At 65.0% G+C, this 25,514-nt stretch carries 15 protein-coding genes; 9 read left to right on the top strand and 6 right to left on the bottom strand.

Annotation, left to right across the window (positions count from 1 at the left end; all coding sequences use genetic code 11):
- Positions 1-139 precede the first annotated feature (139 nt).
- From purQ to purC, 3 genes are read right to left on the bottom strand one after another with little or no spacing between them, the layout of a single operon-like run.
- On the bottom strand, positions 140-808 hold the full coding sequence (purQ, locus tag AC1MLZ_RS02600) for a phosphoribosylformylglycinamidine synthase subunit PurQ (RefSeq protein WP_480960312.1): 669 nt from the start codon (positions 806-808) through the stop codon (positions 140-142).
- Between the two features lie 13 nt (positions 809-821).
- Complete coding sequence (gene purS, locus AC1MLZ_RS02595; RefSeq protein WP_031439802.1) at positions 822-1,052, bottom strand: phosphoribosylformylglycinamidine synthase subunit PurS; 231 nt, start codon at positions 1,050-1,052, stop codon at positions 822-824.
- Positions 1,053-1,832: a phosphoribosylaminoimidazolesuccinocarboxamide synthase gene (purC, locus tag AC1MLZ_RS02590; RefSeq protein ID WP_056050712.1), complete on the bottom strand. Its 780-nt coding sequence runs from the start codon at positions 1,830-1,832 to the stop codon at positions 1,053-1,055.
- Between the two features lie 147 nt (positions 1,833-1,979).
- On the opposite strand from purC, the gene AC1MLZ_RS02585 reads away from it, so the two are divergent.
- Entirely contained in the window at positions 1,980-2,933 is a 954-nt protein-coding gene (locus AC1MLZ_RS02585; RefSeq protein ID WP_480960311.1) for a hypothetical protein, read from the top strand.
- A 37-nt stretch (positions 2,934-2,970) separates the two neighbouring features.
- Here the strand turns inward: AC1MLZ_RS02585 and kynU are convergent, their stop codons facing one another.
- Together kynU and AC1MLZ_RS02575 are read right to left on the bottom strand one after the other, a co-directional pair.
- A complete protein-coding gene (kynU, locus tag AC1MLZ_RS02580) occupies positions 2,971-4,185 on the bottom strand; it encodes a kynureninase (protein WP_480960310.1) in 1,215 nt (404 codons plus the stop codon).
- Positions 4,182-5,102 carry an alpha/beta hydrolase family protein gene (locus tag AC1MLZ_RS02575; protein WP_480960309.1) on the bottom strand — a complete coding sequence of 307 codons (921 nt, stop codon included), beginning with the start codon at positions 5,100-5,102 and terminating at the stop codon, positions 4,182-4,184. The genes kynU and AC1MLZ_RS02575 overlap by 4 nt, the downstream gene beginning before the upstream one ends.
- Before the next feature lie 123 nt (positions 5,103-5,225).
- Between AC1MLZ_RS02575 and parC the strand changes: the two genes are divergently transcribed.
- The 5 genes from parC (at position 5,226) to AC1MLZ_RS02550 (ending at position 17,342) form a co-directional block, all read left to right on the top strand.
- Positions 5,226-7,475 (top strand): DNA topoisomerase IV subunit A, encoded by a 2,250-nt coding sequence (gene parC, locus AC1MLZ_RS02570; protein WP_480960308.1) that lies wholly within the window; start codon positions 5,226-5,228, stop codon positions 7,473-7,475.
- 116 nt (positions 7,476-7,591) lie between these two features.
- On the top strand, positions 7,592-9,253 hold the full coding sequence (locus tag AC1MLZ_RS02565) for a putative bifunctional diguanylate cyclase/phosphodiesterase (RefSeq protein WP_480961455.1): 1,662 nt from the start codon (positions 7,592-7,594) through the stop codon (positions 9,251-9,253).
- Between the two features lie 337 nt (positions 9,254-9,590).
- Positions 9,591-12,557 carry a TonB-dependent receptor gene (locus AC1MLZ_RS02560; protein WP_480960307.1) on the top strand — a complete coding sequence of 989 codons (2,967 nt, stop codon included), beginning with the start codon at positions 9,591-9,593 and terminating at the stop codon, positions 12,555-12,557.
- Between the two features lie 19 nt (positions 12,558-12,576).
- On the top strand, positions 12,577-15,045 hold the full coding sequence (galA, locus tag AC1MLZ_RS02555) for a beta-galactosidase GalA (RefSeq protein ID WP_480960306.1): 2,469 nt from the start codon (positions 12,577-12,579) through the stop codon (positions 15,043-15,045).
- A complete protein-coding gene (locus AC1MLZ_RS02550; RefSeq protein WP_480960305.1) occupies positions 15,045-17,342 on the top strand; it encodes a DPP IV N-terminal domain-containing protein in 2,298 nt (765 codons plus the stop codon). Before galA ends, AC1MLZ_RS02550 begins: the two co-directional genes overlap by 1 nt.
- A gap of 116 nt (positions 17,343-17,458) precedes the next feature.
- Here AC1MLZ_RS02550 and AC1MLZ_RS02545 read toward each other — a convergent pair whose 3' ends face one another.
- Entirely contained in the window at positions 17,459-20,182 is a 2,724-nt protein-coding gene (locus AC1MLZ_RS02545) for a DUF5695 domain-containing protein (RefSeq protein WP_480960304.1), read from the bottom strand.
- A 93-nt stretch (positions 20,183-20,275) separates the two neighbouring features.
- Between AC1MLZ_RS02545 and AC1MLZ_RS02540 the strand changes: the two genes are divergently transcribed.
- The 3 genes from AC1MLZ_RS02540 to AC1MLZ_RS02530 are packed head-to-tail and all read left to right on the top strand — an operon-like array spanning position 20,276 to position 25,472.
- Positions 20,276-22,663 (top strand): beta-L-arabinofuranosidase domain-containing protein, encoded by a 2,388-nt coding sequence (locus AC1MLZ_RS02540; RefSeq protein WP_480960303.1) that lies wholly within the window; start codon positions 20,276-20,278, stop codon positions 22,661-22,663.
- The gene (locus AC1MLZ_RS02535; protein WP_480960302.1) at positions 22,660-23,691 is read left to right on the top strand and encodes an Ldh family oxidoreductase; all 1,032 of its coding nucleotides are present in this window, start codon (positions 22,660-22,662) and stop codon (positions 23,689-23,691) included. Before AC1MLZ_RS02540 ends, AC1MLZ_RS02535 begins: the two co-directional genes overlap by 4 nt.
- The gene (locus AC1MLZ_RS02530) at positions 23,688-25,472 is read left to right on the top strand and encodes a DUF885 domain-containing protein (protein ID WP_480960301.1); all 1,785 of its coding nucleotides are present in this window, start codon (positions 23,688-23,690) and stop codon (positions 25,470-25,472) included. Before AC1MLZ_RS02535 ends, AC1MLZ_RS02530 begins: the two co-directional genes overlap by 4 nt.
- Positions 25,473-25,514 lie beyond the last annotated feature (42 nt).

The raw sequence follows: 25,514 nt of genomic DNA, 5'->3' as shown, positions 1-25,514 counted from the left end.
CGTCCCGTCAGGCCACACCCTCTCCGTCATGCCGGGCTTGTTCCGGCATCCACTGTTCCGCGTACGCGCTGGCTGTTGGTTATGCGGAACCGTGGACCCCGGAACACGTCCGGGGTGACGAAGGGAGGTATCGGGTCAGTTAGGCGCTGACGGCCTCCAACAGGCCTTCGAACAAGCGCCGACCGTCCGTGCCGCCGTGTGCCGCTTCGATGCGACGTTCGGGGTGCGGCATCATGCCAAGCACGTTGCCCTTGTCGTTGAGCAACCCGGCGATGTTCCGCGCCGAGCCGTTGACGTTTTCGGCATAGCGGAACGCAACTCGGCCTTCGCCTTCGAGGCGGTCGAGTGTGTCGGTGTCGGCGAAGTAATTGCCGTCGTGGTGCGCGACTGGGAACGAGACCTTCTCACCCGCGACGTAGCCGGAGGTGAAGGTCGAGCTTGCGGTCTCGACGGTCAGCGCGACGTCACGGCAGACGAAGTTCAGCCCCTCGTTGCGCATCAGCGCACCGGGGAGGAGCCCCGCTTCGGTCAACACCTGGAAACCGTTGCAGATACCGAGCACGGGCAGGCCCTTGCCCGCCTGCTCCACGACCGCGCGCATGATCGGCGACCGTGCCGCGATCGCGCCCGAGCGAAGGTAATCGCCGTAGGAGAACCCGCCGGGCACTGCGACCAGACCGACATCCGACGGCAAGTCCGCGTCGCCATGCCAGACCATGAGCGGCTTGACCCCGGTCACCGCCTCCAGCGCGACGGCAATGTCGCGGTCGCAGTTGGAGCCGGGGAAGACGATGACCGCAGTCTTCATGACAATACCGCCTTCATGCTTTTTCGACCCGGTAATTCTCGATCACCGTGTTGGCGAGCAGCTTGCGGCACATGCCGTCGATCGTCGCGTCGTCGGTATCGTCGGCGACTTCCAGCTCGATCAGCTTGCCCTGACGGACGTCCTGCACGCCGTCGAAGCCGAGGCTGCCGAGCGCGTGGTGAATCGCACGGCCCTGAGGATCGAGCACGCCCGGCTTCAATGTCACGAAAACCTTGAGTTTCATTTACTTGCCCCGGTTCTTGCGATGCTTTTCGAGGTCGAGGACGGCGTTGTCCGCACCTTCGGGCAGCAGGCCAAGACGGCGTGCAACCTCTTGATACGCCTCGACTTCGCCACCGAGATCGCGACGGAAGCGATCCTTGTCCATCTTCTCGTTGGTTTCCATGTCCCACAGACGGCAGCCATCCGGGCTGATCTCGTCCGCGAGGATGATGCGGCCGAAATCGTTGTCGAAGATGCGACCGAATTCGAGCTTGAAGTCGACCAGGCGGATGCCGACGCCGGCGAACAGCCCGCACAGGAAATCGTTCACGCGGATCGCGAGGTCGGCGATGTCGTGCATCTCCTCCTGGCTTGCCCAGCCGAACGCGGCGATGTGTTCGTCGGAGATCATCGGATCGCCGAGCGCATCGTCCTTGTAGTAATATTCGATGATCGTGCGGGGCAGCTTGGTGCCCTCCTCGATCCCGAGGCGCGTCGAGATCGAGCCGGCGGCGACGTTGCGCACGACGACTTCGATCGGAACGATCTCGACCTGGCGGATCAACTGCTCGCGCATGTTGAGGCGGCGGATGAAGTGCGTCGGTACGCCGATATGATCGAGCAGCGTGAAGATGTGCTCGGAAATCCGGTTGTTGAGTACGCCCTTGCCGTTGATCGTGCCCTTCTTCTGGGCATTGAACGCGGTGGCGTCATCCTTGAAATACTGGATCAGCGTGCCCGGCTCGGGACCCTCGTAGAGGATCTTGGCCTTGCCTTCGTAGATCTGGCGGCGGCGAGCCATACGCGGTCCCCTGGAAATCGAGCGGTGAAAATCGAGCGGCCCCAGCCTACGCGATATGCACCGCGAAGCCGAGGCCGGAATAGGCCGCGCCTATAGGCGAAGGGTGCGAGGGGTGCAATCGGATCGGTGGGTCTAGTGCGTGTGCGGATGACATGGTCGAAATGGCACCGCCATGGGCACGGGCACGGCCGATCTGGATGGAACGATTTTCGATCAAAAGCAGCACAAGCAAAGATTGGTTCGCTCGTCATCATATGTACTATCGTAATGGCGAGCACCCGCGACCCAATGGAGACCTTCATGCTTCATGCTGCATTGCTTGGATCGGCTCTCCTGTACGCCGCGCAGGATAGCCTGCCATCTGAACGTCAAGCGCCTCTCGAACCACCTTCCGAAGAGATCGTCGTTACGGCCTTGCGCGATATCGATGACAAGGACTCGGCGGTAACGAAGAAATCGTTTGGCACGTCGCATACGGGAAGCTCGGTCCGTAGCCGGCAGATTTTCGACCTGTCGCAGCGATGGGCGGCATGCCCTGCGAGAGCAGGACCCGACCGCCGCAGCTGGTTGCAGACGGCCATCGATTCACGGACCAACAGCACGCGACAGGAGTTCGCGATGTTGCGGCTCTCCAAGATCTACGCCGCGTGCGCGCCCGATACCGAAGACGCACATCTAGGGATCATCCAGAACGTTTATTACGACAGGGGCGCCTTGACGATCGCAGCCTTGAAGGCGTTCGCGCCGGACCTGAGGCTTACGAAAGAACAAACTGCCGATCCCGAGGTGCAGGCACGGTTCAACGCGCGGGAAACATCGCTCGCCAAATTCCGGCTGCCCGTCGATCGCCGGTACTTCGAGGCTGCCGTCTGCTTCGTACGCCTCCAACCGGAACTCGCCGTTAAACTTGCGATGACCGACAAGCCCTTAAGCACGGTTCGTCGGATCGAGGCGGCCATCGTCAACAGGGGTAGGATATGCGTCGGCAACGCGCGTAACGTGTATTTCGACGGCACCCAGTTCAGGTTCTATATTGCCGACGCGGTCTATCGCTGGGCGGTCGCGGCGAAGGGCGTGGATACGCTGATTCCGACCCGATAGCCCCGATCGGCTCAACCGCACTCCCCGTGCAGTTGGTTTACGTTACGGCGAGCCGTTGCCCGAAAGCTGGGTCGCGCCAAGCTTCGGTTTCGAGCGCTTCTCGGAGAATTTCTCCAGCGCGCCAGACGTCTTCATGGCTCAGATATAGCGGCGTGAGGCCGAGGCGGAGGATGTCGGGGTCGCGGAAGTCGCCGATTACGCCGCGGGCTATGAGGGCTTGGGTCAGGGCGTAAGCGTGCGGGTGGCGGAAGCTGATGTGGCTGCCGCGTTTGGCGGGGTCTCTGGGGCTGACGCAGTCGAGGCCCAGGGCGTCGCCTGCTGCGGCTAGGATATCGAAGAGTTGCGCGCTTTTGGTGGCGACGGCGTGCTGGTCGATGTCGGCCCAGAGGTCGATCGCGGTTTCCAATGCAGCGGTCGAGAGCATTGCAGGGGTGCCGGCGAGCCAGCGCTTCATGCCGGGAGCGGGGCGGTAGGCGTCCTCGAACGCGAAGGGTGCGGCGTGGCCCATCCAGCCGGAGAGCGGGTTGGCGAGGGTGTCCTGCCAGCGTTTCGCGACGTAGAGGAACGCCGGGGCGCCGGGGCCGCCGTTGAGGTATTTGTACGTGCAGCCGACGGCGAGATCGGCATTCGCGGCGTTGAGGTCGATCGGGACGGCGCCGACGCTGTGGCTCAGGTCCCAGAGCATGAGCGCGCCGGCGTCGTGCGCGCGGGCGGTCCAGGCGGCCATGTCGAAGCGATCGCTGGTCTTGTAGTGGACGTGCGTGAGGAGGAGGACCGCGGTGTCTTCGTCGAGGGCAGAGGCGAGGTCTTTGCGGGCGACGATCTTCAGGCGTGCGCCGGGGACGCAGGCGACTGCGCCTTCGGCAATGTGGAGGTCGGTGGGGAAGTTGCCGGCCTCGCTGACGACGGTGTGACGCTTCGGATTGCTGCGAAGAGCGGCGACCAAGGCCTTGAAAAGATGCGTCGAGGTCGTATCGCCGATGATGACCTCGTCTGACGCGGCTCCTATCAGGGGGGCGATCTTCGCGCCGATCCGCTGGGGCGCGTCGATCCAGCCTTCGTTCCAGCTTCGGATCAGGCGGTCGCCCCATTGGCGGGTGGCGACGTCGGCGAGCGCGGCGGGCGTGGCCTTGGGAAGCGCGCCGAGCGAGTTGCCGTCGAGGTAGATCACGCCTTCGGGGAGCGAGAACTGGTCGCGGTAGGCGGCAAGCGGATCGGTCGCGTCGAGCGCGCGGGCCTCCTCGATCGTCATTGAACCCTTCCGAAATAGGACAGGACCAGGCGTTTGGCTTCGGCCCATGCGGGGGTTTCGGGCGCGATCAGTTCGACATGGCCGGTCGCCGGGATGGTGTGGAGCGTGGTGGTGTCGCCGGCCGCTCTGGCCTTGGCGATATAGTCGGTCGCCATCACGGCGGGAATGACCCGGTCTTCGCGGCCGTTTATCAAATCCTGCTTCACGCTGAGCGGGAGGAGGCGTGGGATCGAGGTGTCGGCGTAAACGTCCGGGTGCTGTGGGGTGGGCGCGCCGACGAGTTTCGCGACGACCTCCGTTCCACAACCGTTGTCGGCATTGGTAGCAGTGGCTTCGAGATCGGGGAGGCCGCCGAGACTTATGACGTGCCGGATGCGGAGCGGATGCGCGGTGTGGAGCGCGCTCGACTTGGGAAGCTTCGGACGGGCGGCGAGCCAGAGTGCGAGATGACCGCCGGCGGAATGGCCGATCGCGAGCACGCGGCGGGTGTCGAGGTTGAACCTCTTTGCGTTTACAGCGAGTTGGTCGGCGGCGTTCGCAGCATCCACGAACGTGCCGGGGTAGCCGCCGCCGGTCCGATCTACCCCGCGATAGTCGATATTCCAGACCGCGACACCGGTGTTGCGAAGGTCGTCGGCGATCCAGTTCATCAGGCTGCGATCGGCGATGTCGGTCGTCCAGCAGCCGCCATGCACCATCACGACCACCGGGAAGGGCGTCTTGACCTTGCGCTTGGGGAGCCAGACGTCGACCTTCTGCATCTGGTCGGTGCCATAGTCGATGGTCGCGTCGGGCGCCGGCTTCGGCCGCTCGGTCAGGTCGGGCCACGTCAGCAGCTTGGGCGGCGGGGGAGCGGGCGTTTGCGCCATGACGGGCGTAGACATGGCGGCGAGCGCGAGAACGACAGGGCGGATCATGCGGTCGGTGTAGCTGGCTCGATCGGCCGCGTCATGCTGGCATATCGGCTAGTCCTGGCGAGGCGCGGCTTCGTTGCGTTCATGCTTTGATCGTTTCGCTTGCGGCTGCTATCGCTGCACGCAATGGCCACCGATTTCAAAGATCCGTTCGACTCCATCGTCGACGCCCCCTTCGACAGCGCGCTGTCCGAGCGGTACCTCGTCTATGCCTTGTCGACGATCACCGCGCGATCTTTGCCCGACGTCCGCGACGGGATGAAGCCGGTGCATCGGCGTCTCCTTTGGGCGATGCGGTTGCTCAAGCTCGATCCCGCGCAGGGGTACAAGAAGTGCGCGCGCGTCGTCGGAGACGTCATCGGTAAGTATCATCCGCACGGCGATCAGTCGGTGTACGACGCGATGGTGCGCTTGGCGCAGTCGTTCGCGATGCGCTATCCGCTGGTCGACGGGCAGGGCAATTTCGGCAACATCGACGGCGATAACGCGGCGGCCTACCGGTATACCGAGGCGCGGCTGACTCAGGTCGCGATCGACCTGATGGACGGCCTCGACGAGGACGCGGTCGCGTATCGCCCGACGTATAATGGCGAGGATCACGAGCCGGAGCTGTTTCCGGGGCTGTTCCCGAACCTGTTGGCGAACGGCGCGAGCGGGATCGCGGTCGGGATGGCGACGAGCATCCCGCCGCACAACGCGGCCGAGTTGCTGGAAGCGGCGATCGTGTTGATCGACACGCCGGACGCGGACGACGCGGCGATCCTGAGCCACGTGAAGGGTCCGGATTTCCCGACCGGCGGCCTCGTCGTGGATCCGCCTGCGGTGATCCGCGAATCCTATGCGACCGGGCGGGGCGGGTTCCGCGTCCGCGCGCGCTGGGAGACCGAGCGGGAGAAGGGCGGCGGCTGGCAGCTGATCGTGACGGAGATCCCGTACGGCGTGCAGAAGGGCAAGCTGATCGAGCAGATCGCCGATCTCATCAACGCCAAACGGCTGCCGATCCTCGCCGACGTGCGCGACGAATCGGATACCGAGATCCGGATCGTGCTCGAACCGCGCAGCCGCACGGTCGATCCGCAGATCCTGATGGATGGCTTGTTCCGGCTGACCGATCTCGAGACGCGGATCAGCCTCAACCTCAACGTGCTCGACAAGGATCGCACGCCGCGGGTGATGAGCTTGCGCGAGGCGCTGGCGGCGTGGGTCGATCATCAGTTCGTGGTGCTGCGCAGGCGGACCGAGCACCGGCTGGCGAAAATCGCCGACCGGGTCGAGCTGCTCGACGGCTATCTGATCGCGTATCTCAATCTGGACCGCGTGATCGAGATCATCCGGACCGAGGACGAGCCCAAGAAGGTGATGATCGCGGAGTTCGGGCTGACCGATCGCCAGGCCGAGGCGATCCTCAACATGCGGCTGCGCAGCTTGCGGCGGCTCGAAGAGTTCGAGATCAAGACCGAGCGCGACAAGCTCGACAAGGAGCAGGCGTCGCTCGCGGCGTTGCTCGCCGATCCGAAGAAACAGCGCGCGCGGATGAAGCGCGACATGGCGAAGATCCGCGACCGCTATGGGTTGGAGACGGTGCTCGGCAAGCGGCGGACGACGATCGAGGAGGCCGCGCCCACGCGCGACATCCCGCTGGAGGCGATGATCGAGCGCGAGCCGATCACCGTCATCCTGTCGCAGCGCGGCTGGATCCGGGCGATGCGTGGGCATAACGATCTCGCGAGCCCGGAGGCGTTGAAGTTCAAGGAGGGCGACGGCCCGGCGTTCGCGTTCCATGCGCAGACCACCGACAAGCTGTTGCTCGCCGCGGAGAACGGGCGGTTCTATACGCTGGCGGCGGACAAGCTGCCGGGCGGGCGCGGGTTTGGCGAGCCGGTGCGGGCGATGATCGACCTCGACGGCAGCGTCGGGATCGTCGCGTTGCTGCCCGCGAGCAAGCATCCAAAGCTCTTGGTCGTGGCGACCGATGGGCGTGGGTTCTCGGTGAGTTCGGCGGAAGTCGTTGCCGAGACGCGCAAGGGCAAGACGGTGATGACCCCGCGGCCGGGTGCGCAGCTCAAGATCGTCCGGCCGATCGGGCCCAATGACGACTATGTCGCGGCGATCGGCGACAACCGCAAGATGCTCGTGTTCCCGCTCGCGGAGTTGGTCGAGATGACGCGCGGACAGGGGCTGCAGTTGCAGCGCTACCGCGATGGCGGGCTGGCGGATGCGATCACGTTCGTCTTTGCAGAGGGGCTCAGTTGGGCGATGGGCGGCGGCACCGGGCGAACCCGAACCGAATCGGACCTTGGCCCGTGGCGTGCCGCACGGGGCGCAGCCGGAAGAATGCCTCCAACCGGGTTTCCTCGCGACAATCGGTTCGGCTAGGTCAGCCCGTAGCACACTGAAAAACCGAAATATTGGCGATAAACGACAGATGGTCGTCGTTTTGGTTCCTTCAGGACGTTTTAACGAAGGTCGGCTAGGCAAGGGGCATGGCATTGATGGCCCCGGATGCGATGACGCAATCAATAGTCGCGACCGAACTGGTCGCGCGGGCGCTCGAACTCATTCCGATCCCGGCCGCGCACGTCGTGGTGAACGCCGGGGTTTTCGATCTGTTCGCGATGAACCGCGCCTATCGGCTGGCCGGCTTCGGCGTCGTCGCCGAACGATCGCCGATGATCGCCGATCTAGGGCCGCGTATCATCGCCTTTCTCGATTCGGCGAGCCTGCGGTTCGATTTCGAATGGTCGCTGGGGGACGAGATCGACTGTCGTTATTACCGCGTCACGATCGCGCGGACGTTCGCGGCGTTGCGCGATCGCTGCACGATCAGCTTCATTGACCAGACCTCGCAAATTCAGACCGAGCGCAGCCTGCGCCGCGAGATGACGACCGACAGCCTGACCGGTTTGCCGAACCGCGAGGGCTTCGAAGAGCTGATCGAAAACGCCGGCGATCGTACTGACAGCGCTGTTCTCGCGATCGACATCGATCGGTTCGGGCGGCTCAACTCGTGCCTTGGCTCGCTTGCCGGTGACGAATTGCTGATCACCGTCGCACGGCGGATCAAGGGGGCGCTGCGCGCGCGTGATACGCTCGCTCGGATCGGTGGCGACCAGTTCGGCATCCTCATGACGGTCGATGATGATCGCGAGGAAGCGCACGCCCTAGCCGAGCGGATCCAGCGGACGCTCACGACGCCGTTCCGGCTGACCGACTACGAGATCAGCGTCGAGTGCTCGGTCGGCATCGCGTACGGCGGCGATGATGCCGCCGACATCGCCGAACTGATCCGCCACGCGCAGTTCGCGGTGAAGCGGGCGAAAGCGAGCGGCCGCGCAGAAAGTTACCTGCCGCAGGATTTCGCGATCGCGCGCGCGCAATTCGGCATGGAGACCGCGTTGCGGCGCGCGATCGAGAACCGCGAGTTGCGGCTGGCGTATCAGCCGATCTGCGATCTGGCGACCGGCCGGATCGTGTCGTTCGAGGCGCTTGCACGGTGGACCGACGAACACGGCCAGACGCATTGCCCGACCGAGTTCATTCCGGTTGCCGAGGAATCCGGGCTGATCGTGCCCTTGGGCCGCTGGGCGATCGATGAGGCGGCGCGGACGCTCGCGGGCTGGGACATGCGGCATGGTGCGTCGTGCGGCGTCAGAGTTGCGGTCAACCTGTCGGCGATCCAGTTGCAGCGGGACGACATCGCGCCGGTGATCGAGGCGGCGCTGGCGTCGACTGGACTAAGTGGGGATCGCTTCACGCTGGAACTGACCGAAAGCGCGATCGTGACCGATCCGGACCGTATCGCGGGCACGATGCATGCGCTGAAGGCGCTTGGGACGACGCTCGCGATGGACGATTTCGGGACGGGCTATTCGAACCTGGCGTACCTCCAGAAACTGCCGATCGACGTGCTGAAAATCGACCGCAGTTTCGTCTCGGGCATGCTGGTCGATCGCGACAAGGTGTCGATCGTCCGCGCGATCCTGAGCCTGGCGCAGGCACTGGGGATGAAGACGACCGCCGAGGGAATCGAGACCAGCGAACTCGCGCAAACGCTGGCGGCGCTGGGATGCACGTTCGGCCAGGGATATTTCTATGCCAAGCCGCTAGAGGCAAGCGCGGCGTACGCCATGATCATGCCGGTGCTACCCGATTAAGCTCGGACCGACAGTCTGACTGCTGTTCGACGACCCCATGAGCGCGCGAATCATATCCCCGTATGGCACGATAAGCTGACCTGCTGATCTCGAACGCGGGATGGTGATTCGTGCCCGGAACGCGGCAGGCGCTCGCCCTCGACCAATCGTATACGGTGGCAAAAGCATCCCTTTTACTCGTCTGATCCTCGATCTCGAACCCGTCCCGGCGCGAGATCGAGGAGCGATTTAGTCCTAGATCAACGCAGATAACGGATATGGGATATCGTATATTATATTTGACAATGTCGTGAGAGCGTGATGAATTGTTCCGAACACATCAGGGAATGGGGCATTCATGAAATCTTTCGCCAGTCTGCACGGACATCGTTCGAGCATCGGTACGGTCGTGGCGATGCTCCTTTCTTCGAGTGCATATGCACAGGTAGCGCCGGTGCCTCAGCCGAGCGCGGGCGCGGGTGCGGGTGCGGCCGCGACGAACGAGACTGGCGAGGATTCGATCGTCGTGACGGGGACCCGGATTCGTCGCCCCGACCTGGCTAGCAACAGCCCGATCACATCGGTGACTGACCAGGAGATCAAATATCAGGGCGCAGTGAACGTCGAGAGCGTGCTGAACCGTCTTCCGCAGTTCACCGCCGACGCGAACGAGAACGTCTCCAACGGTTCGGACGGCACGGCGAACATCAACCTGCGAAACCTCGGATCCAACCGGACGCTGATCCTGCTCAACGGCCAGCGACTGCTGCCGCAGCAGGCGATCGATCTGAACTTCGTGCCGTCGACGCTGATCGATCGGGTCGACGTGGTGACCGGCGGCGCGTCCGCCGTGTACGGGTCCGATGCGGTAGCGGGCGTGGTCAACTTCGTGCTGAAGGATCATCTCGACGGGTTGCGGATCGACGTGCAGTCCGGGCTTGGCGTGCACACCAACGACAACAGCGCGGTGCGCGATATCATCACGACGCGAGGCTATGCCAACGCGCCGCGCCGCGTCGCCGATGGCGGCAAGCAGGATATCAACGCGGCATTCGGCAAGAACTTCGCCGATGGTCGCGGCAACATCACCGTCTATGGCGGATATCGCCACACCGATCCGGTATTGCAGGCGAACCGCGACGTTTCGGCCTGCGCGCTGAACCAGGCGGACGATGCCGGCTCTGCTCTGATCTGCGGCGGATCGAGCAACACGCAGTACGGCACGTTCACTCCGCTTGGGGGGCCGAACGCGAGCAGGACTCTGACCAACAACATCGACGGCACGCAGAACTGGGTGCCCTACACGTCTGCCTACGCGTATAATTACTCGCCGACCAATTACCTCCAGCGCTCGGACGATCGCTACATCGGCGGCGGGTTCGCCAAGTTCGAGATCGCGCCGATCGCCGAAGTCTATGGCAGCTTCATGTACATGAAGGATCACACCTTCTCGCAGGTGGCGCCGTCGGCGCTGTTCCTCGGAACGAGCTTCACCGTGCCGTGCAACAACCCGCTGATGAGTGCGGCGCAACAACAATCGCTATGCGGACCGACCGCCGGGACCTCGGCCACGCAGGACACGCTGATCGGCTACCGCCTCGGTGACGGCCAATCGCGTCGCGACGACCTTCGCCATCAGGACTACCGCTATTCCGCGGGTATTCGCGGCGATCTCGGCCACGGTTTCCAGTATGACGTGAACTATCTGCATTCGTTGGTGAAGTTCAACGAGACGTATATGAACAACGTCGACAACGTGAAGGCGCAGCGTGCGCTTGACGTGGTCAACGTCAACGGCGTGCCGACCTGCCGATCTGTAATCGACGGCAGCGATCCGGCCTGCGTACCCGTGAACGTTTTCCAGCCCAACGCGATCACCGACACGCAATCCGCCTATCTGTTCTCGGAGAGCAACACCGCGTCGCGCAATGCGCTCACCGTGATCTCCGCCAACGTCAACGGCGACCTCGGCACATTCGGCATCACCAGCCCCTGGGCCAAGCGCGGCGTCAACATCGCGCTGGGCGCGGAACGCCGGCGCGAGACGCTGAACTACACCGCGGACGCGGTCGCCGAACAGGGCGGCGCGACCGACTCCGACGGCCGTATCACCGTCAACGAAGCTTACGGCGAGATCGAAATTCCGGTCCTGCAGGACCTGCCGTTCGCGCATTCGCTGACGATCAACGGTGGCCTTCGCTATTCGGCGTATCGCAACGACCAGCAATCGACCGGTCTGAAGTCGAAGTACAACGTCTGGACCTACAAGGGCGAGGCAAGCTGGGCGCCGTCGCAGGATGCGCGTCTTCGCTTCAGCTATAACCGCGCGATCCGCGCGCCCAATATCGGCGAACTGTTCGGTTCGCGATCAATCGGCAACGTCGCCGCGCAGGATCCATGTTCGGGCGCGTCGCCGACCGCGTCGTTCGACGTCTGCCGCCTGACCGGCGTGACGCAGGCGCAGTATGGCAGCATCATCGAATGCCCCTCCGACACCTGTTCGGCACAGTTTGGCGGGAACGTCGCGCTGAAGCCCGAAAAGGCGGATACCTACACGGCGGGTATCGTGCTGACCCCGCGGATGGTGCGCAACTTCACGCTGACGGTCGATTATTTCCACGTCAAGGTGAAGGACTATATCAGCTCGGTCGATCCTTCGCTCGCGATCAGCCAGTGCGTGGCCGGCGGCGATCCGTTCTATTGCGGACTGTTCACGCGCGATCCCCGGTCGGGCGCGATCTTCGGGACCAACGGCTATATCGTTTCGACGACGTACAATACCGGATCGCTGACGACCTCCGGGGTCGACGTCACCGCCGATTACACCTTCGGCCTCGGCGCGCTCGGCAAGCTCAATCTCAACCTGGTCGGTACGCGCCTGATCGAGCAGGCCGCCGAACCGCTGGCGGGTCTCGGCAGCTACGACTGCAAGGGCCTCTACGGCTATACCTGCGGCCAGCCGAACCCGAAATGGCGGCACGCGATGCGGACGACGTGGCAGATGCCGCAGGGCGCATCGGTATCCGTGTCGTGGCGCCATACCGACCGGGTCAAGCTGTCGTCGTTGTCCGACAACAGCTTCCTTGCCGGCACGCCGAGCGTCATCAACAAGAAGATCTCGGCGTATAATTACATCGACCTCGCCGGCACCGTCGCGGTCGGGGAGGGGCTCCAGTTGCGGGCGGGCGTCAACAACCTGTTCGACAAGGATCCGCCCGCGATCGCGGCCGGCATCCTGTCATCGTTCGGCAACGGCAACACCTACCCCGGCGTGTACGACACGCTGGGGCGCACGATGTTCGTTGGCGCGACGGTGAACTTCTGACGCGTATTGGATTGGTGATATGATGCGTTTCGGCCGCCGCGACGTTTTGAAGACGGGCGGCGTGACCGCGCTTGCCGCGATCGTTCCCGCGGGGCCGATCGGTGCGGCGGGAGCGGCACGACCGGCAAACCCGCGCGAGATCGTGTCGCTCGGGACCGGATGGCGGTTTCACCTCGGGCACGCGAGCGATCCGGCGAAGGATTTCGGCTTCGGCCGCTCGCACGATACCTATGCCAAATCGGGCGATGTCGGCACGCCGGTCGCCGAAGCGAAATTCGACGATAGCGCCTGGGAGTCGGTAACGCTGCCGCACGACTGGGCGGTCGACCTGCCGTTCGCGCAATTCGGACCGGCGGGGAGCGAGGCGGACAAGATTGGCGCGTTCCAGGGGTTCAAACCGGTCGGGCGGATGTGGCCGGCGACCAGCGTCGGCTGGTATCGGCGTGTCATCACATTGACGAAGGCGGACGCGGGGCGGCGGTTGCTGCTCCAGTTCGACGGAGTGGCGCGCGACTGCGTCGTGATCCTTAATGGCTTCGTCGTGGGATCGAACGAGAGCGGCTACGCGCCATTCGAGGTCGATGTCACCGACTTCGCGAAACCGGGCGAGGACAATGTGCTCGTTATCCGTTGCGACGTCAGCTTGGGCGAGGCGTGGTCGTACGAAGGGGCGGGGCTCTACCGCGACGTGCGGCTGGTGAAGACTGCACCGGTCCATGTCCGCCGATGGGGTACGACGGTGCGGAGCGTGGTCGATGCCGGTGATGCGACCGTCCGGGTCTCGACCGAGATCGACAATGACGGTCCTGCCGCCAGCGCGCGCGTCCGGTCGACAGTGATCGGTCCGGACGGAAAGACGGTCGCGGTGCTGTTTGCGGACGCGCTGGACTTGCCTGCCTGGGGAAAGACGTCTGTGGCGCAGGAAACGCGCGTCGCTGCACCCGCGCTTTGGTCGCTCGAAACGCCGCATCTCTACACGTTGGTCAGTGAGATCCTGGTCGATGGGGTCGTGGTTGACCGCGACACGTGCAGTTTCGGTATCCGCACGATCCGGTTCGATGCGAGCCGCGGGTTTTTCCTCAACGGCAAGCCGGTCAAGATCAAGGGCACCTGCAATCATCAGGATCATGCCGGGGTCGGCTTCGCGGTGCCGGACAGCCTGCACGCCTGGCGGCTCGAACAGTTGAAGGCGATGGGCAGCAGTGCCTATCGTTCGACGCATCATTCGCCGTCGCCCGCGATCCTCGATGCGTGCGATCGGATGGGCATCCTGATGATCGACGAGACGCGGCAGATGTCGAGCAATGCCGAAGGGCTCGGCCAGCTCGAACGAATGGTGCGGCAGGGGCGCAACCATCCGTGCATCATCCTGTGGAGCATCGGCAACGAGGAGATCCACCGCGGCACCGAGACCGGCGCGCGGATCGCCGAGACGATGAAGCGCAAGGTGTACGAACTCGACGGGACGCGGCCGGTGACGGAGGCGTTTAATGGCAAGTTCGGGGAGGGGGCTTCGCGCGTGCTCGATGTGATGGGGTGCAATTACTACCTCGATGCGATCGATCCGTATCATGCCGCGCATCCGGACATGCCGATGATCGGGACCGAGACGGGCAGCACGGTGATGACTCGCGGCGAGTATGCGCGTGATGACAAGGCCGGGTTTGTGCCCGCCTACGATCGCGAGTTTCCCAAATGGGCGACGACCGCGGCGACGTGGTGGAGCTTCTACGACGCGCGGCCATTCCTGAGCGGCGGATTCGTGTGGACCGGGTTCGACTATCGTGGCGAGCCGACGCCGTTCGAGCGCTGGCCGGAGAACGTGTCGAACTTCGGCCAGATGGATTTGTGCGGCTTCCCGAAGGACAATTATCATTACTACCGCGCGTGGTGGAGCGGGGAGCCGGTGCTGCACCTGTTCCCGCACTGGAACTGGGCAGGGCGCGAGGGCCAGCCGGTGTCGGTTTGGGTGCACAGCAATTGCGAGGCGGTCGAGCTGTTCCTGAACGGGCGGAGTCTCGGGCGGCAGGCGGTGGTGAAGAACAGGCATCTCGAATGGCAGGTGGCGTACGCGCCCGGGCGGATCGAGGCCCGGGGGTATCGCGGCGGCAAGCGTGTGATGACCGCGGTGCGCGAGACGACCGGGGCGTCGGCGCGGGTCGGGCTGACGAGCGATCGGCGGCAATTGGCGCCGGGCGAGGTCGCCGTGGTCCGCGTAGCGATCCTCGATGCGAAACGGCGCGAGGTGGCGACGGCCTCCGATCGGGTGTCGTTCACGCTGTCGGGCGACGCGAAATTGCTCGGCGTCGGCAATGGCAGTCCGACGAGTCTTGAGCCGGATCATGCGACGTCGCGCTCTGCGTTCAACGGACTATGCATGGCGCTGGTGCAGGCCGGCGCCAAGGGTGGGCCAATCCAGCTGGAGGCGCGCGGGGATGGGCTTGCATCGGCGATGCTGCCGTTGATCGGCATGACCAAGGAAATCTGATGATTGTACGTCGTTCGTCGCGGGCGCTCGCGCTGGTTTTGCTGTGCGCGTCGGCAGCGGTCCAGGCTGCGCCTGACGAAGCTGCGTTTCGGCGGTCGATCGGACTGCGCCGTGCGTGGCAGGATCTAACGCGCGAGGTCGCGTGGCCTGCGCGCTGGACGCCGGACGGGCGGCGCTTTTCGTATCGCAAGACGGTGGCTGGCGGGTTCGCGTTCGAGACGGTGGATGCGAAGACGCTCGCCAAGTCTGCGGCGTTCGATGCCGCGCGGCTGGCGGCGGCACTTCGCGATGCAGGGCAGGCGGCGGTCGATCCGCTGCACCTGCCGTTCGCAGATTTCGACTATGCGGACGACGGCAGGGCGATCACGTTCTCTCTCGACGAGACGCGGTGGCAGTGCGGGATCGTTGTGTACCGGTGCGAGGCGACGCTCGATCGACGTCGCCCGCGCGGCTTTGGCGTGGTGCGCGACATGTCGGTGCCTGCGGATAATACGCATAAGGTCTCACCGGACGGGAAATGGACCGCGTTCGTGCGAGCCGACAACCTCGTCGTGCGCAGGACCGGCGATGCGGTGATCGTGCCGCTCAGTGTCGATGGGACGGCGGGCGAGTTCTACGATCCGGAGACGCTGCGCTGGTCGCCGGACAGCCGACACATCATGATCTACCGCGTCCGGCCTGGGTATCAGCGGCGGGTCTTGCGGGTGGAATCTTCACCGCGTGATCAGCTTCAGCCCGAGCTTCGGAGCCAGCTCTATCCGAAGCCCGGCGATGCGATCGACCAGGAACGGCCGGTGCTGTTCGACGTCGCTACGCGGCGGCGCACGGTGATCGACGACGCGCTGTTTCCCAACCCGTACGAACTGTCCGCGCCGCGCTGGCGCAGCGATGGACGCAGCGTCGCGTTCGACTATGTCCGGCGCGGGTTCGGGCAAGCGCGGATCGTCGCAGTCGATGCGGAGACCGGCGTTGCGCACGCCGCGGTGACCGAGGATGCGAAGACCTTCGTCTATGCCGACCGCCGCTACGCACACGAGGTGAACGGTCTCGGTGCCGAGATCGTCTGGGCGTCGGAGCGCGACGGCTGGAACCATCTGTATCTGGTCGACGGCCGCACTGGCGCCGTGAAAAACCGGATCACGACCGGCGACTGGGTGGTGCGCGACGTGATTGCCGTCGATGATGCCAAGCGGCAGATCGTCTTCTCCGCGAGCGGGATGAACGCGGGCGAGGATCCGTATTTCCGCCACGTCTACCGGATCGATTTCGACGGTCGCCACCTGACTCCGCTGACCCCGGCCAAGGCGGATCACGACGCGCGCTTCTCTCCCGACGGGACGCAGTATGTCGACACGTATTCGCGCGTCGATCTGCCGACCATCAGCGAGTTGCATCGGTCGAGCGACGGGGCGTCGGTGGCGACGATCACCAAGGGCGACGACAGCGCGTTGCGCGCTGCGGGGTTCAGGCCGCCCGAAGTTTTCGTAGCCAAGGGCCGCGACGGCAAGACGGACATCTGGGGCGTCGTCGTCCGCCCGCGTGACTACGACCCTCGCAAGCGCTATCCGGTCATCGAGAACATCTATGCCGGGCCGCACGACAGCTTCGTGCCCAAGCAATATTGGCCGTTCGGCTATCATTCCGGCGGCGACAAGGCGATCGGGATGCAGGAGCAGGCCGATCTCGGCTTCATCGTCGTGCAGATCGACGGGATGGGGACGGCGAACCGTTCGAAGGCGTTCCAAGACGTCGCGTGGAAGAACCTCGCGGACTCCGGCTTCCCCGATCGCATCCTCTGGCACCGCGCGATGGCGGCGAAGGACCCGTCCTACGATATCGGCCGGGTCGGCATCTACGGCGCGTCGGCAGGCGGCCAGAGCACGCTGAACGCGCTGCTGTTCCACGGTGATTTCTACAAGGTCGGGGTTGCCTATGCGGGGTGCTACGACAACCGGATGGACAAGATCAGCTGGAATGAACAATGGCTCGGCTGGCCGGTCGATGCGAGCTATGCCGCCGCATCGGGTGTCGATCACGCCGCGCAACTGACCGGCAAGCTGCTGATGATCGTCGGGGAGCAGGACAGCAATGTCGACCCTGCCTCGACGATGCAGGTCGCCGACACGCTGATCCGCGCGGGGAAGGATTTCGAGCTGCTAACGGTGCCGGGGGGTGAGCATAGCGTCGGGCGGTCGACCGGGCCGATCGACTATGTCGCGCGGCGGCAGTTCGCGTTTTTCGTGCGGGAGCTTGCGGGTGAGGCGCTGCCGGACTGGAATGTGCGTCCGTCATCCTGACGAAAGTCAGGATCCAGAGCCATAAACCGGTGCGCTGCTTTGCTCTGGATCCTGGGTCGAGCCCAGGATGACGGGGGAAAGGGCACCTCCCGGCGGAAGCCGGGGTGGTGTTCTGGTTATCGCGGCGACAGGGTCAGATCGGTGGGCTTCGTTCCGAGCGGGACGGTGTAGCCGCCGCGTTCGATCGTGCCGCCAGCGATAGCGTAGCGGCGGCCGGTCTTCGTAGTCGTTTCGACGAAGACGCGTGCGGCCGGGCTGGCCGGCGTCGCGGGATCGAGCGTTAGGGTGACCGCGCCCGTCGCCGGCACGTACCGGGCACTGGCGATCTTTCCGACTTCCAGTGTAATCCACAATCCGGCGGAGGCGAGGAACAGGCGCGTGCGGGCGCCGTCCTTCGGGGTTATACTGACCGTGTCCGCCGCCTGGTCGACATTGCCGCCGAACCCGAGCCAGCCGAACGTCGGATCCTTGACGAGGTAGCTCGCGGCGGTGATCGCGTGGCCGTAGAAGCCCATGCCGTAATCGCCGCTGTACGGATCCCACTTCATCATGTCGGGCGCAGAGTGGAAGGCGGCCGACGAAAAGCCCTGCTGGTCGATGTTGGTGACGCCGCCCATCATGCCGCCGTAAGCAATTCGCAGTAACCTGAAGTTCGTCGGGTCGGCGCGGTAGGCGTCGAACAGCGGCACGGCATTCAACGTCGAACCATAATGATGAATCTGCCGCTCGATCCGCGCGTATTTGCCGCCGTACAGGAAATCCCAATAGCGGCGGGCGTTGCCGTTATACCCCCAACTCGGGATCGCCGGATCATAGGCCAGAATCACCTGCTTGGTCTCGTCGGCCTGGGGCTGGTAGCCGAAATAGCGCATCCACGCATAGACCTCGGGCTGGCCGGTCGAATCCCAGGCCATCTCGCTGCCGAACGGATAGGTCAGCGTGCGCCAGTGATCGGCGCGGCCCTTCATCAGGCGCTCCATCTCGGTCGCCTCCGTGGTCAGCCCTTCGCGTTTCAGGTCCTTCAGGATGTCGACGAACACATCGCCCTCCATCAACCCGAACTGCGTATAATAGGGCGCATCGCGCATCATCGCGACGGTGGTCTGATAGGCGTGGTCGAGATACCAGCGCCAGGGGTGCGCGGTGACCATGCCGGGGTGGTTCCGCGCGACGCGGTAGAGGACCCAGTGGCCGATCGCGACGTGCGGATAATTATACGCACGGCCGAGATCGCCTGCATCCTTCTTCGACCAGGAGGTCCAGCTCTTCCAGTTGGTCGCGGCGTCGTAATAGCCGGGATGTGCGGCCGGATCGTAATAGAAGATGCTCTTGCGGACCGCGCCGACATGCTCGCCGTCCGGCACCTGGAGGCGGCCCTGGATGGTTTCGTCGACCAGGCGCTGGAGCTTGGCGACCTCTGCCGCATCGGGATTGTCGAGCTGCTTGGCCATCGCCGCGACCCAGCTGCCGCCGCCGCCCTCGTCGCTCATGCCCGAGATCCACACGCGGGGATCCTGCGTGACGATCTTGCCGGCTTCGCGATCATAGGTGAGGATGGCGGGATTGCGGCCGAACGGGTCGGCCTTGTTCTCATACCATTGCTGCGTCGTAGAGAACCGGCCGAGGTCCGCCATCGTCTGGTCGAGCGGCTTGGTGACGAAATAGCTGACGGTCTGCACGCTGCCATCGGCGTAGGTGATCGCCAGGCTCGCGCGGCCCCATCCGCTGCTGCGTACCGCATAACGTGCCCAGTCCTTCGCTCCTCCGACCTTGGTCGCCGTCAGCGCGCCTGCCGGCAGGCTCTCGACCTTGGCGATGCGTTGCGGGGTGCGCAGGAACAGCGACGCGTCCTGATCGGTCGGCACCACATAGCCGGGAATGCCGACCGCAACCGGGCGCTTGTTGGCGACCAGCGTGTCCTCGATCGCCGCGATCGACGGCGAGGTGACGAAGCGCACGCCGATCGTGCGGCTCTTGCCCGGTGCCATCGTGAAGCTGGTCGGCGTGTTCCACTGTTCGCCGGCCTTCGCCCATTCCTTGTCGGCAAAGCCTTTGCTGGCGATGGTCCAGTCGTAAAAGCCTTCGGAGGTTTGGCCGCGGGGGCTGCGGTCGGTGAAGATATCGGTGTCGCGGGGGCCGCGCGCTTCCATGATCGGGCGATAGGCCTCCAGCGGGGTGCCCTTTTCGGGGAGCACCAGCAGGGCGGGGCCCTTGCCGTTCAGTCGCGCGACCTGGAGATAGCCTGCATCGCGGCCGATATAGGGGTCGACGAAGCTCGCCTGCGCATGCGCCTGTTCGAGGTCGCGGTCCGAGATGATGTTGTCGAAGATCATCGGCAGGCCGAGCCCGCCGATCTCGACCGGATGGGTGCCCGTGTTGGTCAGCGTGAAGCGCAGCGCGAGCACGCCGTGGTCGTCGATCCAGCGGCGCTCTACCCTGATCGGGCTGGCACCGAGCGACGCGGTGATATCGGCGGCGGCGAGGACCGATCCGGCCGCGGGCAGGAGCCGGATCGGCTGGCGCCGGTGCGCGGAGGCGAAATCGGTCCAGGCGCCGCCGGGCGTGCGCAGTCGCAGGTTGATGTCGCCGATATGGACATAGCCGTCACCGGCCCGCTCGGCTTCGCGCGCGCCGGGGGTGAAATCGAAGGCCGGATCGACGACCGGTGACAGGCGCGAGAGCGTCTGCGTGTCGGTGCGCAGCGCGAGCCGGAACGTGGGGGTGCGAAGCTCGGTCTGCGCGATCGGACGGTAGCTTGGCTTGGGAAGCTTTGGTTGCGCGAACCCTGACGGCGTCACGGTCGTTGCGAGGAGCAGTGCCAGGAGGCGGAATGGGTTCATTGCGTTGCTCGCTGCGGTTCAAAGGTTAGCATAAAGTGTCACTTGCGCTGCTCCACCAGAGGTATAGTATACGATATCCGAATGGAGATAAAGATGTTTGCGAACCGCCGTGATGTGTTGATGGGGACGACCGCGGTGGCGCTGTTGTCGGCGGGCCGACAGGCGTTCGGCAAGGACGCGACCACCGCGCTGCCGACGCGCGCAAAGCCGTTGCCGCTGACGGCGGTACGGCTGCGTCCGTCCGCGTATGCGACCGCGGTCGAGGTCAATCGCGCTTATCTGCTGCGGCTCAGCGCGGATCGGCTGCTGCACAATTTCATGGTCTATGCCGGTTTGCCCGCGAAGGCGCCGCTCTATGGCGGGTGGGAGAGCGACACGATCGCCGGCCATACGCTGGGCCATTATCTCACCGCGCTGGTCAAGACGAACGAGCAGACCGGCGATGCCGAATGTCGGACCCGCGCCGATTACACTGTCGCAGAACTGGCGCGGGCGCAGGCCAAGCGCGGCAATGGCTATGTCGGTGCGCTCGGCCGCAAGCGTAAGGACGGCACGATCGTCGATGGGGAGGAGATCTTCCCGGAAGTGATGCGCGGCGAGATCAAGTCCGGCGGGTTCGATCTCAACGGGTCATGGTCGCCGCTCTACACGGTGCACAAGCTGTTCGCCGGCCTGCTCGACGTCCACGCGGCATGGGGCAACACGCAGGCGCTTACCGTCGCGACCGGGCTCGGCGACTATTTCGCCCGCGTGTTCGCAGCGCTCAACGACGAGCAGATGCAGCTGCTGCTGAGCTGCGAATATGGCGGCCTCAACGAGAGCTATGCCGAGCTGTATGCGCGTACCAACGATCGCAAATGGCTCGTTATCGCCGAGCGGATCTACGATCGCCGGGTGCTCGATCCGCTGGTCGCGGGGCAGGACAAGCTCGCCAATTTCCACGCCAACACGCAGGTGCCCAAGCTGATCGGCCTCGCGCGGATCCATGAGTTGAACGGCAAGCCCGAACCGGCCAATGCCGCGCGGTATTTCTGGAACACGGTCACGCAGCATCACAGCTATGTGATCGGCGGCAATGCGGACCGCGAGTATTTCTCCGAGCCGGACACGATCGCCACGCACATCACCGAGCAGACCTGCGAGCATTGCAACAGCTACAACATGCTCAAGCTCACCCAGCAATTGTACGGCTGGCAGCCTGATGGCGCGTTCTTCGATTATTACGAGCGCACGCACCTCAATCACATCATGGCCGCGCAGAACCCGAAGAACGCCGGCTTCACCTACATGACGCCGCTGATGACCGGCGCAAATCGCGACTATTCGACGCCCAAGGACGATGCCTTCTGGTGCTGCGTCGGCACGGGCATGGAGAGCCACGCCAAGCACGGCGAGGCGATCTTCTGGGAGGGCGCCTCGAATTTGGGGGGCATGCTGCTGGTCAATCTCTACATCCCGTCGGACGCGACGTGGAAGACGCGGGGCGCCGGCCTGACGCTCGATACCCGCTATCCGTTCGAGCCCGAATCCAGGCTGACGCTGACGGCGCTCGCCAAGCCGGGTCGGTTCCCGATCGCGTTGCGCGTGCCGGCGTGGGCGAACGGGCAGGCGGTGGTGACGGTCAATGGCCAGCCGTTCACGCCCATGATCGCCAAGGGCTATGCGATCGTCGACCGGCGCTGGAAAAAGGGCGACATGGTTGCGATCACGCTGCCGCTCGACCTGCGGATCGAAGCGACGCCGGGCGACGAGAACACCATCGCCGTGCTGCGCGGACCGATGGTGATGGCCGCCGATCTCGGGCCGAACGAGACCAAGTGGGACAGCGCCGATCCGGCGATGGTCGGCGAAAACCTGCTCGCCAACTTCACCCAGACCGACGCGACGCGCGCGACCTATGCGACGCGCGGCATCATCCGTCCGGCGGACCTCGGCTTCGTGCCGTTCTACAGCCAGTATGAGCGGCGGAGCGCCGTGTATTTCAAGCGCTTCACCGATGCCTCGTGGAAAACAGCCGAGGCGGCCTTCGTCGCCGAGCAGGCGAAGGCGCGTGATATCTCGGCCCGATCGGTGGACGTGATGCACCTGGGTGAAATGCAGCCGGAGCGCGATCACGGCCTTACGTCCGAGTTGTCCTATCCGGTCAGCTATCGCGGGCGTAACGGACGCGATGCGCGGTCGGGCGGGTTCATCGAGTTCGCGATGAAGACCAAGCCGGGGCCGCTGGTGCTCCAGGCGACCTATTGGGGCGACGAGCGTGCCCGCGATTTCGACATCCTGGTCGACAACGTCAAGATCACCACCCAGCATCTCGAAGCCGACAAGCCGGGCAAGTTCTTCGACATCGACTATCCGCTGCCGATCGGGCTTACGAAGGGCAAGGCGAGCATCAAGGTGCGCTTCGTGCCGCGCGATCGCTCGACCGCTGGTCCGGTGTTCGGGGTCCGCCTGTTCACGGCCAAGCCCGGCAGCGTCGCGTGAGCGAAGATCAGGCGGGCGGCGTTCGCCTGACGCTCGACGAGGTCCGCACGCTGGCGCGCGCGGTGTTGCTCGGCGCCGGGCTGTCGCGCGATCATGCCGTGGCGGTTGCCGAGACGATGGTGGCGGGCGAGCGCGACGGTTGCACGAGCCACGGCATCTACCGGCTGCTGGTGGCGGCCAACAGCATCGCCCGCGGCGTCGTCGTCACCGATGCGGTGCCGGTGGTGAGCGAACCCGCGCGCGCTCTGGTGAAGGTCGATGGCGGCGGCGGGTTCGCCCAACTCGCGTTCGAGCGGGGGCGGGGCCTGCTCGCCGAGAAGGCGCGCAGCTTCGGGACCGCCGCACTTGCCCTCAACAACGTCGTTCATTTCGCGGCCTTGTGGCCGGAGGTCGAGGCGCTGGCGAGCGAGGGACTGGTCGCGCTCGCCTTCACCCCGAGCCATGCCTGGGTCGCACCGGCGGGCGGTACCGAACCGGTGTTCGGCACCAACCCGATCGCGTTCGGCTGGCCACGGCCGGGCGGACATCCGTTCGTGTTCGACTTCGCGACCAGCGCGGTGGCGCGGGGCGAGATCGAGCTTCACCGCCGTGCCGGCAAGCCGGTGCCCGACGACTGGGGCTATGACGCGAATGGCGGGTCTACCACCAACGCCGAGGCGGTGCTGGCGGGGGCGATGCGGACCTTTGGCGGGCACAAGGGATCGGCATTGGCGGCGATGGTCGAACTGCTCGCCGGGCCGCTGATCGGCGACATGACCAGTCGGGAGTCGATCGCGGCCGACCGGGGCAGGGGTGGATCGCCGATCGGCGGCGAGCTGATCGTCGCGATCGATCCCGCCGGCTTCCTCGGCGACGCGGTCACCGAGCATCTGGCGCGCGCCGAGGCGATGTTCGCGGCGATCGAGGGGCAGGGTGCGCGCCTGCCGTCGCAGCGCCGCTATGCCGCGCGCGACCGCAGTCTGGCGGAGGGCGTGGTGATCGCACCGGCGCTCTATCGAGATATTATGGCACTGCCACAAGGAGAATGACGATGCGGACCCCAGTACGGAAACTGGTCCTTGGCCTGGCGCTGGCGACGACGACGATCGCGCCGATTGCGGCAGGCGCGGTGCCTGCTACGACCAGGCCGATTTCGGCGGACAAGCGGTTCGAGGCGCTGTCGAAGGGCGAATATGCCTGGCGCAGCAGCCAGTCCGGCCCCGACGAGAACAACCCCAAGGGTCGTGCGCGGCTCCCCGATGTTGGTCCCAAGGCGCAGGCCGAGCGGCTGGCGCGCTGGACCCAGGTATCGGAGCAGCTCGCCGCGATCCCGATTGTCAGCCTCAGCGCTGCGAACCGCGTCAACTACGCGGTCTACAAGCAGCAGATCGATGCGCTGCTCGCAGCCCAGCGGTATCGCGACTACGAACGCCCGCTGTCGGCCGACACGAGCTTCTGGGGCGACATCGCGGAGGCGTCGCGCAGCCCGTTCCGCAGCATCGAGGATTATCGCAACTACACCGCGATGATGCGCGAGGTGCCGCGCTATTTCGACCAGCAGACGGCCAACATGCGCGCCGGTCTCGCACGCGGGTTCACGCTGCCCCAGATCACGCTGAAGGGCCGCGACATCGGCGTGGCGCAGGTCGTGGAGGCCAAGAGCGTCGAGGACTCGCCGTTCTATGCGCCGTTCAAGACCTTCCCTTCGACCATTCCCGCCGCCGATCAGGCAGCGCTCGCGGCCGAGGGCAAGGTCGCGATCGAACAGGCGGTGGTGCCGGCACATGCCAAGCTGCTCGCCTTCCTCCGGACCGATTACATCCCCCATGCTCGCCCCGAACTGGCGGCGTACGACCTGCCCGACGGCAAGGCCTATTATCAGTCGAAGATCGCCGAATACACGACCCAGGACCTGACCCCGGACCAGATCCATGCGCTGGGGCTGGTCGAAATCGCCAAGATCCGCGCGCGGATGGACGGCGTGATGAAGCAGGTCCAGTTCAAGGGCGACCTGCAGGCGTTCTTCAACCATCTGCGGACCGATCCGCAATTCTATCCCAAGACTCCGAACGAGCTGCTCTACCGCGCGGCATGGATCGCCAAGACGTTCGACGGCAAGGCGTCGCAGTGGTTCGGGCACCTGCCGCGTAGCCGGTTCGCGATCAAGCCGGTGCCCGCCGATATCGCGCCGTTCTACACCGGTGGGCGCGGCGGCCCGGGCATCTATCTGGTCAACACCTGGAACCTGCCGTCGCGACCCTTTTACTCGCAGATCGCACTGACGCTGCACGAAAGCGCGCCGGGCCACGCCTTCCAGATGCCGCTCGCCGCCGAGAACACCAATTTGCCGGCGTATCGGCGCGACACGTATCTGTCGGTCTATGGCGAAGGCTGGGCGCTGTATTGCGAGGCGCTTGGCGAGGATATGGGGATGTACGAGACGCCTTATGACCTGTTCGGCTATCTGAGTTACCAGGCGTGGCGCGCGGCACGGCTGGTGGTGGATACCGGCATCCACGCCAAGGGCTGGAGCCGTGAGCGGGCTCAGGCCTATCTCCACGACAATACCGCGCTGTCCGATCACGAGATCGAGACCGAGGTCGATCGCTATATCGCCTGGCCGGGGCAGGCGCTGTCCTATTACATGGGCGAACTCGCCTTCCAGCATGCGCGGGTCAAGGCGCAGACGGCGCTGGGCGCGAAGTTCAACATCCGCGCCTTCCACGATGCGATGCTGGAGATGGGCTCGGTGCCGGTCCCGGTGATCGAGGCCCGCACCGAGCAGTTGATCGCAGCCGGCGGCAAGGGGCCGTATCCCGACGAGGAATAGCGTCTGGCTGGCGGCGCCGGCGATGTTCCGGACGGCGAGCTT

The organism is Sphingomonas sp. PEI4 (assembly GCF_056679955.1).
Note: the sequence above shows the minus strand (reverse complement) of the source record. Positions and strands in the feature narration are given on the sequence as shown.

Excerpts from the sequence above, each read along its gene's own strand:
- purQ (WP_480960312.1), bottom strand. The coding sequence starts at position 808 with ATGAAGACTGCGGTCATCGTCTTCCCCGGCTCCAACTGCGACCGCGAC.
- purS (WP_031439802.1), bottom strand. The coding sequence starts at position 1,052 with ATGAAACTCAAGGTTTTCGTGACATTGAAGCCGGGCGTGCTCGATCCT.
- purC (WP_056050712.1), bottom strand. The coding sequence starts at position 1,832 with ATGGCTCGCCGCCGCCAGATCTACGAAGGCAAGGCCAAGATCCTCTAC.
- AC1MLZ_RS02585 (WP_480960311.1), top strand. The coding sequence starts at position 1,980 with ATGACATGGTCGAAATGGCACCGCCATGGGCACGGGCACGGCCGATCT.
- kynU (WP_480960310.1), bottom strand. The coding sequence starts at position 4,185 with ATGACGATCGAGGAGGCCCGCGCGCTCGACGCGACCGATCCGCTTGCC.
- AC1MLZ_RS02575 (WP_480960309.1), bottom strand. The coding sequence starts at position 5,102 with ATGATCCGCCCTGTCGTTCTCGCGCTCGCCGCCATGTCTACGCCCGTC.
- parC (WP_480960308.1), top strand. The coding sequence starts at position 5,226 with ATGGCCACCGATTTCAAAGATCCGTTCGACTCCATCGTCGACGCCCCC.
- AC1MLZ_RS02565 (WP_480961455.1), top strand. The coding sequence starts at position 7,592 with ATGGCCCCGGATGCGATGACGCAATCAATAGTCGCGACCGAACTGGTC.
- AC1MLZ_RS02560 (WP_480960307.1), top strand. The coding sequence starts at position 9,591 with ATGAAATCTTTCGCCAGTCTGCACGGACATCGTTCGAGCATCGGTACG.
- galA (WP_480960306.1), top strand. The coding sequence starts at position 12,577 with ATGATGCGTTTCGGCCGCCGCGACGTTTTGAAGACGGGCGGCGTGACC.
- AC1MLZ_RS02550 (WP_480960305.1), top strand. The coding sequence starts at position 15,045 with ATGATTGTACGTCGTTCGTCGCGGGCGCTCGCGCTGGTTTTGCTGTGC.
- AC1MLZ_RS02545 (WP_480960304.1), bottom strand. The coding sequence starts at position 20,182 with ATGAACCCATTCCGCCTCCTGGCACTGCTCCTCGCAACGACCGTGACG.
- AC1MLZ_RS02540 (WP_480960303.1), top strand. The coding sequence starts at position 20,276 with ATGTTTGCGAACCGCCGTGATGTGTTGATGGGGACGACCGCGGTGGCG.
- AC1MLZ_RS02530 (WP_480960301.1), top strand. The coding sequence starts at position 23,688 with ATGACGATGCGGACCCCAGTACGGAAACTGGTCCTTGGCCTGGCGCTG.